Consider the following 13,443-nt stretch of genomic DNA (forward strand, 5'->3'; position numbering starts at 1 on the left):
CCTCACCACATCCCATACAGCTTGAGCACCAGCAGCACGGCGCCGACGAGCAGCGCGATCTTCAGCGCGATGTAATAGAGCCAGTGCCGCGGGAAAGGCGTGTCGGGCCGCTTCATCGCGCAATCTCCCACGTCGTTCCTTCCTTGGAGTCCTTGATCGCAACGCCCATCGCGGCGAGCAGATCACGAATGCGGTCGGATTCCCCAAAGTCCTTGCGGCTACGGGCCGCCGTCCGCTCCGCGATCAGGCGCTCGACCTCCTTGGCATCGACGCCGCTCGCCTGCTGCTTGCGGCCTTCCCATTGCGCAGCGCTCTCGGACAGGAATCCGAGCAGCCGCAGCGAGCCCGCCAGAGCGCTCACATCTCCGCCGCGCAGACCATGCAGTGCGGCGATCGCCAGCGGGGTGTTGAGATCGTCGAGCAGCGGCTCGACAACGGACGCTGCCGGCCTGCCGGGCTCGACGTCCGCCGCGACGCGATACCAGTCGTCGAGCGTCTTGGCGCTCTCCTCCAGCGACTTCATGGTCCAGTCGATCGGCGAACGGTAATGCGTCTTGAGCATGTTCAGGCGCAGCACCTCGCCCGGCCAGTCCTTTAGCAGCTCGTGGATCGTGATGAAGTTGCCGAGCGACTTCGACATCTTCTCGCTCTCGACCTGGAGGAAGCCGTTGTGCATCCAATAGTTCGCCATGCGCTCGCGGTGGAAGGCGCAGCAGGTCTGCGCGACCTCGTTCTCGTGATGCGGAAACACGAGATCGATGCCGCCGCCATGAATGTCGAAATGCTCGCCGAGATGCTTCCAGGCCATCGCCGAGCACTCGATGTGCCAGCCCGGACGGCCCTCGGCCTTGATGCCGGCCGGCGAGGCCCATGACGGCTCGCCGGGCTTGGACGGCTTCCACAGCACGAAGTCGGTGTTGCCCTTCTTGTAGGGCGCGACATCGACGCGGGCACCGGCCACCATCTCGTCGAGCGAGCGGTTGGACAGGGCGCCGTAGCGCGGCAGCGAGGAATTGGCCGCGTTCATCGCCTGCGGCGAGAACAGCACGTGGTCCTCGGCGACATACGCAAAGCCGCCCTTGACCAGCCGTTCGATGATCTCGCGCATCTCGGCGATATGCTCGGTCGCACGCGGCTCGACGCTCGGCCGCAATGCGCCGAGTGCATCGACATCGGCATGAAACTGCCGGCCCGTCTCCTCCGTCACCTTGCGGATCGCCTCGTTCAGCGGCAGGCCGGGGAAATCGCGCGCGGCGCGGTCGTTGATCTTGTCGTCGACGTCGGTGATGTTGCGGACATATTTGACATGCGCCTCGCCGTACAAGTGGCGCAGCAGCCGAAACAGCACGTCGAACACGATCACCGGCCGCGCATTGCCGATATGGGCGAAGTCATAGACGGTCGGTCCGCAGACATACATGCGGACGTTGCTCGCATCGAGCGGCACAAAGGCGCGCTTTTCCCGGCTCAGCGTATCGTAGAGGCGCAATTCCATGACAACCCATCCCTTGCGGCCGGGCGTCCAAGGCTCTCAACGTGTTTGAGAAAAGACGGCTCCAGCCAGCGAATCGCTAGCTCGTAATCTCGCGGCAAATGGCGCAAATGGCGAGGAGACCGTTCATGCGGAACATATGGGCCATCAGGCGCCCCTGCGTCAAGAGAGCCGCGAAAACGCCGTTTGTGCCCCGGGAGGCCCGCCTGTCGTGAGGGTTCACGATCTCCTAACCATTTGAGCCCATTCTGGAACCGGCAGTTCCCTTTTTTTGCCCCGGTGCATTTTCATGCGATTCCTGCCCGCGCTCATTTCCAGCGCCTTCGTCTTTGCGGCCTCCAGCGCCTTGGCCGAGAGCCGCGTCTTCATCATCGCCAATCAGGCAGACGGCTACGGCGTCGACCAGTGCCTGGCCAGGGGTGACAAATGCGGCGCCTCCGCCGCGCGCACCTATTGCCAGTCACGAGATTTTGCCCAGGCGTCAGCCTATCGCCGGATCGATCCCGACGAAATTACCGGCTCTGTCCCCAAATCCGGCACAAATTGCTCCCATGGCCATTGCGACGAATATGTCGCAATCACCTGCCAGCGCTGAATTTGCTCGGAGCTGGCGCAGCTTAGGCCGGTCCTTGGGCCCCCGAAACGACGTGACGATGCCGCCGGAAGCGGCTATTGGGAGGGCGCGCTTTGGCCCTCCAAGTCACGTGGCAAGTCACGTGGAACGTCACATTGGGCCGTGACCTCGCTAGAATGGCGGATATGCCTGAATTCCTGTCTCTCTCCCGTGCTCGCTGTTTCCTTGCCTGCACCGTGCTGTTGAGCACGGCCGTGCTCGTCACCGGCGCTTTCGCGCAGGCCGGTCCGCCCGGACCGCCGCCGCAAGCGGGCCAGAACGGCCTCGGGCCGAATCCGATGTGCGTGCGCCTCGAGGGCCAGCTCGCCGCGCTGGACCGCGGCGGGGGTGGCGACCCCGCGCGTGAGGAGCAGATCCGCCGCTACCAGGATTCCCAGGCCCGCCAGCAGGCCGAGCTCGACCGCGTCACCATGCAGGCCAAGCGCATGGGCTGCGATTCCTCCGGCTTCTTCTCGCTGTTCAACGGCCAGTCGGCGCAATGCGGCCCGGTCAACACCCAGATCCAGCAGATGCGCGCCAATCTGGACCAGATCACCGGCAATCTCGAACGCCTGCGCGGCGGCGGCCCCGGCGGCTTCAGCCCGGAGCGCGACAGCCAGCGCCGCTCGGTGCTGGCGGCGCTGGCGCAGAACAATTGCGGCCCGCAATACGCCAACGCCGCGCAGTCGCAGGGCGGCGGCAACTTCCTGAGCAATCTGTTCGGCGGCAACAACGCCGGCAATCCGCAAGGCGTGCCGCCCTCCGATCTCGGGCCGCAATCCGGCACCTACCGTACCGTGTGCGTGCGCACCTGCGACGGCGCCTATTTCCCGGTCTCGTTTGCGACGGTGCCGGCGCGCTTCCCAGACGATGAGAAGACCTGCAAGGCGCTCTGCCCCGCCGCGGAAGCCGTGCTCTACACCCATCGCAATCCCGGCGAAGACATGAATGCGGCGGTCTCGATCAGCGGCCAGCCCTACACGGCGCTGCCGACCGCGTTCAAATTCCGCAGCGAGTTCAACCCGTCATGCTCCTGCAAGGCCGCAGGACAGACCTGGGCGGACGCGCTGAAATCTGCCGACGACAAGGCGGCGGCCGAGCAGCAGGGCGACATCATCGTCACCGAAGAGAGCGCCAAGAAGATGCAGCAGCAGCGGCTCAACAAGGGCACGCCTGTGAGCCCCAAGAAGGGCCCAGCTCCCGCGCCGACGACGGCCACCGCACCGGCCGCACCGCCGCCGGCGGATCCAGCCCCCGCGACCTCGTCGGAGAACAAGCCGATCCGTTCGGTCGGCCCGAGCTTCCTGCCACAGCAGCAGAAGTAGGCAGCCCTGCTTTTACTGTCATGCCCAGCGAGGGCGGGGCACGTACTCCGTGACGCCAGCCGTGCACCAAGCAGCGCCGCAGGGTACTGGATCATCCGCTTTCGCGGATGATGACAGCAGTCCAGGGGCACAATCGCCCGCCTCACTCGCAACAGTTATCTCTCAAACGCGCGCTACTACTCGCCCTCGCGGCTCCACGGGATGAGATTGGCCGGAAAGTCTGCTGCGTAGCGCCTTCCCTTCGGGGGCGGCGGCGGTGCGTCCGGTGGGTTCGGATTCGGCTCAACCACCCGCCGATAGAGGTGCCAAGTGGCATGACCGAGCACCGGCAAGACGACAGCGAGACCGACGAAGAGCGGCAGCGAGCCGATCACGAGCAGCGCCGCCACGATGAGGCCCCATCCGGCCATCGCAACCGGATTCGCCGCCACCGCTCGGAGCGACGTGCGGATCGCGTCGATCGCAGTCGCATGCCGGTCGAGCATCAACGGAAATGACACGACGCTGACGCACAACGCCACAACCGCAAACAGGAAGCCGACACCGCAACCGACGATGATGAGCGACCAGCCTTCCGGTGTCGTCAGCACGCGCGTTGCGAAGTCGGGAATGCTTGCGGCCGCCGCATGACCGAAGATTGAGACATAGATCGCGTTCGCGACACCGATCCAGGCCCCGAACAGGACCAGCAGGAGCACGCCGAGCTCGACCATGGCGCCGAACGACGGTGCGCGCACCACCTTGATCGCATCCCATGCATCGACCTCGTCGCCGCGCTCGCGACGCCGGCTGAGTTCGTAGAGACCGATCGCGGCAAAAGGACCGATCAAGGCAAAGCCGGCGGCCAGCGGAAACAGTAGCGGCAGCACCGAATAGCCGAGAACCATCCTGAACAGGGCGAGACCGAGGACGGGATAAATCAGGCACACGACGATCGCGTGGCTCGGCATCGCCTGGAAATCCTCCCAACCCAGGCGCAAGGCCTCGGTCAGATCGGACAAACTGATCTTGCGAATGGGATAGGAGGCCGCTTCGCCGAATGCGTGCCGCCTGGTGATGTGGTGGGGGTACAGAGTGGCCATGAGCAGACCCTCCCCTGCTGAAAATCGCGGTTTCGATAACACGCGCTTTCCAGTCCACGCGTGTCCGCCGAACGAGCAGGAAACGCGATGGGTTGAGTACGGCAACCCAGGTTCATCTAACGAGCCTGGCCGGACGGAACCCGTCGCGACCTACCTTGGAAGCTTAGCGCGTGCGGGCCACGGCTGCACTCACGGTTGGGTGAACTATGCGCCCGATTTGTGCGTTGCATCACCCAGGACGCTGAAATGCGCTGATGCTTTGTGTCGACTTGCCGAGCGACGGCAACACCCACGTCGGGACGCCTATCTGCTCTATTGACGCCGGATTAGGCTGGTACCATTTTAGACGCAGACGCCCTTAGCTCCGATGAGATTGATGGTCGCGGGCTTTCTCCTGATTTCGCGACCAGTGGAATGGGCGAGGCAAGAGGCCGGCGATGGCATGTATGCCAACCAAGAAAGGCCAGCCATCGCGACAGACATGAGCTCCGCCCTGGATTCGTATCCGTAGCCTTCAGTGGCAAGGATGGATCAGGATGGCTGTCGCACTGATATTGCTTCTGGTCGCGATCGGCTCCGTGCTGTTTCACCTCTACAGCCCGTGGTGGTGGACGCCGATCGCCACGAACTGGGCCTATATCGACCACACCATCAGCATCACGTTCTGGATTACGGGCTTTGTGTTCGTCGCCGTCATCGCCTTCATGGCTTATTGCGTCTTCCGCTTTCACCACAAAGAGGGAAGACGGGCCGACTACAATCCGGAAAACAAGAGGCTCGAATGGTGGTTGAGCGTCGGGACCGGCGTCGGCGTCGCAGCCATGCTGGCACCTGGCCTCGTGGTCTGGCACCAGTTCGTGACGGTGCCTGCGGATGCCACCGAGGTCGAGGTCATGGGCCAGCAATGGCAATGGAGCTTCCGGCTTCCCGGCAAGGATGGGAAATTGGGCACATCCGATGTTCGCAACATCGCTTCCGACAATCCGATGGGGCTGAACCGTGACGACTCGCACGCGCAGGACGACGTCGTGATCGAGAACGGCGACTTGCACCTTCAAGTGGGAAAGCCGGTCAAGGTCCTCCTCCGCTCGGTTGATGTCCTGCACGATTTCTACGTGCCCGAATTCCGGGCCAAGATGGACATGGTCCCAGGCATGGTGACCTATTTCTGGATAACGCCGATCCGAACCGGAACGTTCGATGTTCTCTGTGCGGAGCTCTGTGGCGCTGCTCATTATCAGATGCGGGCCAAGGTCATCGTCGACGAAGAGCGTGAATATCACGCCTGGCTGGAGCAACAAAAGACGTTCGCAGAATTATCGCCGGCAAGAGCCGTCGTGAAGACGACGTACCAATCCGGCGGCAAGTAGCAAGCTGCCGCCGCGACGATTGATCGGGTGCACGAGGCCAACGCCTCACCCCGATGGAAACGATCGAGGAGGTTTCTATGGTCGATATTCCATATGAAGGGATCCGCAGCATCCCGCCTGCCGAAGTACCTGATGTCGAGCTCTACCATCCGCGGAGCTGGTGGACACGGTATGTCTTCTCGCAGGACGCCAAGGTGATCGCCATTCAGTATTCGCTGACGGCCTCGGCCATCGGGCTGGTGGCCCTGGTGCTGTCGTGGCTGATGCGGCTGCAACTGGGATTCCCCGGCACCTTCTCTTTCATCGATGCCAACCAGTACCTCCAGTTCATCACCATGCACGGCATGATCATGGTGATCTATCTGCTCACCGCGTTGTTCCTGGGCGGCTTCGGCAACTACCTGATCCCGCTGATGGTAGGCGCCCGGGACATGGTCTTCCCTTATGTGAACATGCTGAGCTACTGGGTCTACCTGCTCGCAGTCCTGGTGCTTGCCTCGACATTCTTCGTGCCCGGCGGCCCCACCGGCGCCGGCTGGACGTTATACCCGCCGCAAGCAATCCTCTCCGGAACGCCCGGGCAGGATTGGGGCATCATTCTCATGATGTCGTCCCTGATCCTGTTCATCATCGGCTTCACCATGGGCGGGCTGAATTATGTGGTGACGGTGCTGCAGGCGCGCACCCGCGGCATGACCTTGATGCGCCTGCCCCTGACGGTGTGGGGCATCTTCACGGCGACCGTCATGGCGTTGTTGGCATTCCCTGCACTCTTCGTTGCCTCGGTCATGCTGCTGCTAGACCGTCTCTTGGGAACCAGCTTCTTCATGCCCTCCCTCGTCGAGATGGGCACGCTTTCGAAATATGGTGGTGGCAGCCCGCTGCTCTTCCAGCACCTGTTCTGGTTCTTCGGCCACCCCGAGGTCTACATCGTCGCCCTGCCCGCCTTCGGCATCGTCTCCGATCTGATCAGCACGCATGCGCGCAAGAACATCTTTGGCTATCGCATGATGGTCTGGGCGATCGTGGCCATCGGCGCGCTCAGCTTCGTCGTATGGGCGCACCACATGTATGTGAGCGGCATGTTCCCGCAATTCGGGTACTTCTTCGCCACCACGACGCTCATCATCGCAATCCCCACCGCGATCAAGGTCTACAACTGGGTGCTGACCCTGTGGCGCGGCGACATTCATCTCACGGTGCCGATGCTGTTCGCCCTCGGCTTCATCATCACCTTCGTGAACGGCGGGCTCACCGGCCTCTTCCTCGGCAACGTTGTCGTGGACGTGCCCCTCTCGGATACCATGTTCGTGGTCGCGCATTTCCACATGGTGATGGGCGTGGCGCCGATCATGGTCGTGCTCGGCGCGATCTATCATTGGTATCCAAAGGTCACGGGGCGGATGCTGAACGACGCCCTGGGCAAGTTTCACTTCTGGGTCACCTTCCTCGGCGCCTACCTGATCTTCTTCCCCATGCACTATCTTGGACTGCTCGGGGTCCCGCGCCGGTATTTCGAACTCGGAGATACGACGTTCATCCCGTCCTCGGCCCATTCACTAAACGCCTTCATCTCCGTGGTGGCCTTGACAGTCGGCTTCAGCCAGATGGTGTTCCTGTTCAACCTTGCCTGGAGCTTGTTCAAGGGTGAGGCCTCAGGCGGCAATCCGTGGCGGGCGACGACGCTGGAGTGGCAGACGCCGGAGACGCCCCCGGGGCACGGCAACTGGGGCAAGGAGCTGCCTGTCGTATACCGCTGGGCCTATGATTACAGTGTGCCCGGCGCCGCGGAGGACTTCATTCCGCAGAACCAGCCGCCACGCGCGACGCAGCTCATTCAGGGAGCCGCTTCGTGAGCGCCGTCATCCTGTTCCTGGCTGTGCTTGTGGTGATCGCCGGATGGTGGCTGTCGCAGCAGCGGCTGACGGCCAAGCCCTGGCTGGAAGAAGGCCCGGCCGGTGACTTCCCCGGCGGCGATGCCATGACCTGGCCGGCAGCGAAGCTCGGACTTGGCGTGTTTCTCGCTGTCGCGAGCGCATTATTCGTCCTCTTCATCAGCGCCTACTCGATGCGCATGAGCGTGGCGGACTGGCGGCCGCTGCCGGTACCACGGCTGCTGTGGGTCAACACGGGCGTCCTGGTCCTGAGCAGTGTCGCGCTGCAATGGTCTTACCTGGCCGCGCGCCGACACGATGCTGAAGGCATCACGATCGGCCTACTCGCTGGCGGGGCATCTGCCGTGATCTTCCTCGCCGGACAGCTCCTGGCCTGGCAGCGGCTCGCGGCTGCCGGATATCTCGTGGCGTCCAATCCGGCGAATTCGTTCTTCTACGTGTTGACCGCAGTGCACGGGCTGCATCTGACGGGCGGTCTGGTGGCCTTGGGCCGAACCTCAGCCAAGATGTGGCGCGGCGCCGAGATCGCCGACATGCGCTTGAGCGTGGAACTGTGCGCCATCTACTGGCACTTCCTGCTGTTGGTCTGGCTTGTCCTGCTCGGTCTCCTCACCGGCTGGACCGATGATTTCGTCAACATCTGCCGCCAATTGCTGAGCTAGGGAGGCGAGACCCGATGGCCGAGACCGTGCTGACAAATCCGGGCCAATCGCCTGCGCGGCTTGAAGGCTGGCGCGGCATCGCCGCCGACTGGGCGTCCGATCAACGCGCCTTCAAGAACGTGTCCTGGGGCAAGGCCATGATGTGGATCTTCCTCCTCAGCGACACCTTCATCTTCAGTTGCTTCCTGCTCTCCTACATGACGGCGCGCATGTCGACGACCGTGCCGTGGCCGAATCCCAGCGAAGTCTTCGCCCTCAATATCGGGGGCAACCACATCCCCCTGATCCTGATCGCCATCATGACCTTTGTCCTGATCAGCAGCAGCGGAACAATGGCGATGGCCGTCAATTTCGGCTACCGCCGCGATCGCGTGAGAACCGCAATCCTGATGCTGGTCACTGCGGCCTTCGGCGCAACCTTCGTCGGAATGCAGGCCTTCGAATGGACCAAGCTGATCATGGAGGGCGTCCGGCCCTGGGGCAATCCATGGGGTGCGCCGCAGTTTGGTGCGAGCTTCTTCATGATCACCGGATTCCACGGTACCCATGTGACGATCGGTGTGATCTTCCTGATTGCCATTGCGCGGAAGGTCCTTCGCGGCGATTTCGACGTCGAGAGGCGCGGCTTCTTCACGAGCCGCAAGGGGTACTACGAGATCGTCGAGATCATGGGCCTGTACTGGCACTTCGTCGATCTCGTTTGGGTGTTCATCTTCGCATTCTTCTATCTTTGGTGAGGTCGGCGCATGACAAACGCGGCGGTACACATGGAAGGACAGCTCCACGCTCCGGCGCAGGGCGCAGTCGCAACGGGAGCCGTTCACGCCAAGGGGCAACAGCACCCGATCAAGCTCTACCTCGTGGTCTGGGGCTGGTTGTTCGTCCTCAGCACGTGCTCCTATCTCGTCGACTACTTTGGCCTACATGGCTATCTGAGGTGGTCGCTGATCCTGCTGTTCATGGTGTTGAAGGCCGGCCTGATCGTCGCCGTCTTCATGCACATGGCCTGGGAGCGACTGGCCTTGGCCTATGCCATCCTGCTGCCGCCGATCGCGGTATTGGTATTTGTGTCGATCATGGTGCTCGAATCCGAATACACGCACTTGCTTCGAGTCTTGTTCTTCGCAGCCCCGCCGTAGCAGAACGCGAGGTTCCCACTGTCATGCCCCGCGCAGGCGGGGCATCCAGTACTCCGCGGCGGAAGTTGGTTTTCACAATGTCCGCCGCGGAGTACTGGATCATCCGCCCCAGTGCGCAAGTGCGCACAAGGCGGATGATGACAGCGGAATGAGTAGCGAGATCGCCTGCCTCGCCCCCGCAAGCATCTTTGAAAGCTCACCCCTCGAACGCGTCGATCGACGCCTGGTTCCCGCGCGACACCAGCGTCTCGTCAGGCGCGGACACCCCCTCGCCCTTGTCGCGAAACCGGTTGGTGATGGGATAGCGGCGGTCGCGGCCGAAGTTTCTGGGCGTGACCTTCACGCCGGGCGCGGCCTGGCGGCGCTTGTATTCGGCGACGTTGAGCAGATGGTCGATGCGCGTGACGGTCTCGCGGTCGAAGCCGGCGGCGATGATCTGGTCCAGCGGCTCTTCGCGCTCGACCAGGCGCTCCAGGATGGCGTCGAGCACGTCATAGGGCGGCAGAGAATCCTGGTCGGTCTGGTTCTCGCGCAGCTCCGCGGTCGGCGGCCGCGTGATGATGTCGGGCGGGATCACCTCGCCGGCGGGCCCGAGCGCGCCGTCAGGCTTCCAGCTGTTGCGCAAGCTTGCCAGCCGAAACACCTGCGTCTTGTAGATATCCTTGATCGGATTGAAGCCGCCGTTCATGTCGCCATAGAGCGTGGCGTAGCCGACCGACATCTCGGACTTGTTGCCTGTCGTCACCACCATCAGGCCGGTCTTATTGGAGATCGCCATCAGGAGCGTGCCGCGGGTGCGGGCCTGGAGATTCTCCTCGGTGATATCTGGCGGCAGATTCTTGAAGAGGCCCGAGAGGATGGTCTCGAACCCGCTGACGGCTTCCGCGATCGGCAGCACCTCGTAGCGGATGCCGAGATGGCCGGCGAGCTCGCCGGCATCCGCAATCGAATGTGCCGCCGTGTAGCGATACGGCAGCATCACGCCATGCACCTGATCGACACCGAGCGCATCGACCGCGATAGCCGCGCACAGCGCGGAATCGATGCCGCCGGAAATGCCGAGCAGCACGCCGGGAAAGCCGTTCTTGCCGACATAGTCGCGCAGACCCAGCACGCAGGCGGCGTAATCGGCCTTGTCGCCCTCGGGCAGCGTCGCGATCGGCCCCGCGCAGCGCCAATCGTCGCCGTTGCGGGTGAAGCGCAGCGTGACGATGCTTTCCTCGAATGCCGGCAGTTGCGCCGCCAGCGAGAGATCGCCGTTGAGCGCGAAGGAGGCGCCGTCGAACACCAGCTCGTCCTGGCCGCCGACCTGGTTGAGATAGACCAGCGGCAGCCCGCTCTCGGTGACGCGTGCCACCGCGACCGACAGGCGCACGTCGTTCTTGTCGCAGGCGTAAGGCGAGCCGTTCGGAACCAGGATGATCTCGGCGCCGGTCTCGGCCAGCGTCTCGACCACGTTCTCGTAATCCTCGGACTCCTCCAGCCAGATGTCCTCGCAGATCGGCACGCCGATGCGCACGCCGCGCACGGTCACCGGACCAGCGGCGGGCCCACGCGAAAACAGCCGCTTCTCGTCGAACACGCCGTAATTCGGCAGGTTGCATTTGAAGCGCAAGCTGGCGATGCGGCCGCCGTCGAGCAGCGCGCAGGCATTGTAGAGCTTGCCCTCCTCGAGCCAAGGCGTGCCGACCAGCATCGCAGGCCCGCCATCGGCGGTCTCGCGCGCCAGAGCTTCGATCGCGGCGCGGCAGGCGGCCTGGAAAGACGGCTTCTGCACGAGGTCTTCCGGCGGATAGCCGGCGATGAACAATTCCGGAAACAGCACGAGATCGGCGCCGTCGGCGATCGCCTGCGCGCGCGCCGCCCGCGCCTTGGCGGCATTGCCCTCGATGTCGCCCATGGTCGGATTGAGCTGGGCGAGCGTGACCGCGAATGCGGCGAGACGTTCGGTCATCGGGCGCCCTTATCCGTTCCTCGTTAGACGAAACCCAACCGCTCGACGATGGCGAAGATCCAGAACGCACCGGCCATCAGCAGCGCCACGCCGACCGCGGCCGAGCCCATGTCCTTGACCCGGCCGATCTGCTTGTCGTGATCCATGGTCAGGCGGTCGGCGAGCTTCTCGATCGCGGTGTTGAGGAGTTCGACGACCAGCACGAAGGCGACGGCGCAGACCAGCTCGGCGGCCCGCATCGCGGTCGCGGCGACGAACCAGGCGAGCGGCACCGACAGCAGGAGCGCAAACATCTCCTCGCGGACGGCCTGCTCCGATCGAAGCGCAAAAGCCAGACCGTTACGGGAATTGATCGTGGCCTTCCAGATCCGCAGCAAGGTTTTAGAGCCCCGCTGCGACCGGCATCGGCTGGGCCTTGCCGGCGCGCTCCTGCTTGAGCAGTTCTGCGATCAGGAAAGCCATGTCGATGGATTGCTCGGCGTTGAGGCGGGGATCGCAGACCGTGTGGTAGCGGTCGTTGAGGTCCTCGTCAGTGATCGCGCGGGCGCCGCCGAGGCATTCGGTGACGTCCTGGCCCGTCATTTCCAGATGCACGCCGCCGGCATGGGTGCCTTCGGCGGCATGGATCGCGAAGAACGATTTCACCTCGGACAGGATGCGGTCGAAGGGGCGCGTCTTGTAGCCCGAGGTCGAGGTGATCGTATTGCCGTGCATGGGATCGCAGGACCAGACCACCACCCGGCCCTCGCGCTTAACGGCGCGGATCATGTTCGGCAGGTGCTCTCCGACCTTGTCCGAGCCGAAGCGGCCGATCAGCGTCAACCGGCCCGGCTCGTTGTCGGGGTTGAGCACGTCGATCAGCTTCAGGAGCTCGTCGGGCTTCAGCGACGGGCCGCACTTCAGCCCGATCGGGTTCTTGATGCCGCGGAAATATTCGATATGGCCGTGATCGAGCTGGCGGGTGCGGTCGCCGATCCAGATCATGTGGCCCGAGGTCGCGTACCAATCCCCGGTGGTGGAATCGACGCGGGTCATGGCCTGCTCGTAGCCGAGCAGCAATGCCTCGTGGCTGGTGTAGAAATCGGTGGCGCGCAGCTCCGGATGGCTCTCGAGATCGAGGCCGCAGGCGCGCATGAAGTTGAGCGCGTCCGAGATGCGGTCGGCCAGCTCCTTGTAGCGGCGGGACTGCGGGGAATCCTTGAGGAAGCCCAGCATCCATTGATGCACGCTGCCGAGATTGGCGAAGCCGCCGGTGGCAAAGGCGCGCAGCAGATTCAGCGTCGCGGCCGACTGGCGATAGGCCATCAGCTGGCGCTGCGGATCGGGGACGCGCGCTTCCCTGGTGAAGGCGATGTCGTTGACGATGTCGCCGCGATAGCTCGGCAGCTCGACGCCATTCACCTTCTCGGTCGGCGACGAGCGCGGCTTGGCGAACTGCCCGGCGATGCGGCCGACCTTCACCACCGGCACGGCGCCGGCATAGGTCAAGACCACCGCCATCTGCAGCAGCACGCGGAAGAAGTCGCGGATATTGTTGGCGCCGTGCTCGGCAAAGCTCTCGGCGCAGTCGCCGCCCTGAAGCAGGAAGGCTTCGCCGGCCGCAACGCGCGCCAGCGCCTTCTTCAGGTTGCGGGCCTCGCCCGCGAACACCAGCGGCGGAAAGGTCGCAAGCTGCGCCTCGACGTCGGCCAGGGCCTTGGCGTCGGGGTAGTCGGGCACCTGTAGCACCGGCTTGCTGCGCCAGGACTCGGGCGTCCACCGCTCGGACATCGCAATCTCTCCGTGAAGCAAAAAGCACAACCTGATCTGGGGGTTGTGAGGGCCGCCTTATACACAGGCTGGCTCCGCCCCGCCAGTTGTAAATCCGTTTGGCATCGCAAGCCCTTGCGGGGAAAGCCAAATTCGCATTTG

The 13,443-nt window shown here is 63.7% G+C and carries 12 protein-coding genes; 7 read left to right on the plus strand and 5 right to left on the minus strand.

The annotated features are described in order from the left end of the window. Positions 1–112: 112 nt before the first annotated feature. Positions 113–1,495, minus strand: a complete 1,383-nt coding sequence (gene cysS / locus E4K64_RS13330; protein ID WP_135163915.1) for a cysteine--tRNA ligase — start codon at positions 1,493–1,495, stop codon at positions 113–115. Between the two features lie 286 nt (positions 1,496–1,781). Here cysS and E4K64_RS13335 point away from each other — a divergent pair, with 286 nt between their 5' ends. Together E4K64_RS13335 and E4K64_RS13340 are read left to right on the plus strand one after the other, a co-directional pair. Then, on the plus strand, positions 1,782–2,087 hold the full coding sequence (locus tag E4K64_RS13335; RefSeq protein ID WP_135163916.1) for a hypothetical protein: 306 nt from the start codon (positions 1,782–1,784) through the stop codon (positions 2,085–2,087). Positions 2,088–2,242: 155 nt separating this feature from the next. After that, positions 2,243–3,430 carry a DUF2865 domain-containing protein gene (locus E4K64_RS13340; protein ID WP_135163917.1) on the plus strand — a complete coding sequence of 396 codons (1,188 nt, stop codon included), beginning with the start codon at positions 2,243–2,245 and terminating at the stop codon, positions 3,428–3,430. Between the two features lie 176 nt (positions 3,431–3,606). On the opposite strand, the gene E4K64_RS13345 is transcribed toward E4K64_RS13340, so the two are convergent. Beyond that, a complete protein-coding gene (locus tag E4K64_RS13345; RefSeq protein WP_167771988.1) occupies positions 3,607–4,512 on the minus strand; it encodes a DUF2189 domain-containing protein in 906 nt (301 codons plus the stop codon). A gap of 536 nt (positions 4,513–5,048) precedes the next feature. Here E4K64_RS13345 and E4K64_RS13350 point away from each other — a divergent pair. The 5 genes from E4K64_RS13350 to E4K64_RS13370 all read left to right on the plus strand — a co-directional run bounded on the left by E4K64_RS13350 (position 5,049) and on the right by E4K64_RS13370 (position 9,578). Further along, positions 5,049–5,882 (plus strand): cytochrome c oxidase subunit II, encoded by an 834-nt coding sequence (locus tag E4K64_RS13350; protein WP_126261573.1) that lies wholly within the window; start codon positions 5,049–5,051, stop codon positions 5,880–5,882. 77 nt (positions 5,883–5,959) lie between these two features. Then, entirely contained in the window at positions 5,960–7,738 is a 1,779-nt protein-coding gene (locus E4K64_RS13355; RefSeq protein WP_135163918.1) for a cbb3-type cytochrome c oxidase subunit I, read from the plus strand. Beyond that, positions 7,735–8,439: a cytochrome c oxidase subunit 3 gene (locus tag E4K64_RS13360; RefSeq protein ID WP_135163919.1), complete on the plus strand. Its 705-nt coding sequence runs from the start codon at positions 7,735–7,737 to the stop codon at positions 8,437–8,439. Before E4K64_RS13355 ends, E4K64_RS13360 begins: the two co-directional genes overlap by 4 nt. A gap of 14 nt (positions 8,440–8,453) precedes the next feature. Then, positions 8,454–9,176: a heme-copper oxidase subunit III family protein gene (locus tag E4K64_RS13365; RefSeq protein ID WP_135163920.1), complete on the plus strand. Its 723-nt coding sequence runs from the start codon at positions 8,454–8,456 to the stop codon at positions 9,174–9,176. A 9-nt stretch (positions 9,177–9,185) separates the two neighbouring features. Next, complete coding sequence (locus tag E4K64_RS13370; protein WP_167771978.1) at positions 9,186–9,578, plus strand: cytochrome C oxidase subunit IV family protein; 393 nt, start codon at positions 9,186–9,188, stop codon at positions 9,576–9,578. Between the two features lie 196 nt (positions 9,579–9,774). On the opposite strand, the gene E4K64_RS13375 is transcribed toward E4K64_RS13370, so the two are convergent. The 3 genes from E4K64_RS13375 to E4K64_RS13385 are packed head-to-tail and all read right to left on the minus strand — an operon-like array spanning position 9,775 to position 13,302. Then, the gene (locus tag E4K64_RS13375) at positions 9,775–11,532 is read right to left on the minus strand and encodes an NAD+ synthase (RefSeq protein WP_135163922.1); all 1,758 of its coding nucleotides are present in this window, start codon (positions 11,530–11,532) and stop codon (positions 9,775–9,777) included. 23 nt (positions 11,533–11,555) lie between these two features. Beyond that, positions 11,556–11,909 carry a diacylglycerol kinase gene (locus tag E4K64_RS13380; protein WP_135163923.1) on the minus strand — a complete coding sequence of 118 codons (354 nt, stop codon included), beginning with the start codon at positions 11,907–11,909 and terminating at the stop codon, positions 11,556–11,558. Between the two features lie 4 nt (positions 11,910–11,913). Continuing rightward, entirely contained in the window at positions 11,914–13,302 is a 1,389-nt protein-coding gene (locus tag E4K64_RS13385; protein ID WP_126261566.1) for a class II 3-deoxy-7-phosphoheptulonate synthase, read from the minus strand. Between the last annotated feature and the right edge of the window lie 141 nt (positions 13,303–13,443).

It is taken from the genome of Bradyrhizobium frederickii (assembly GCF_004570865.1).
Lineage (GTDB): Bacteria > Pseudomonadota > Alphaproteobacteria > Rhizobiales > Xanthobacteraceae > Bradyrhizobium > Bradyrhizobium frederickii.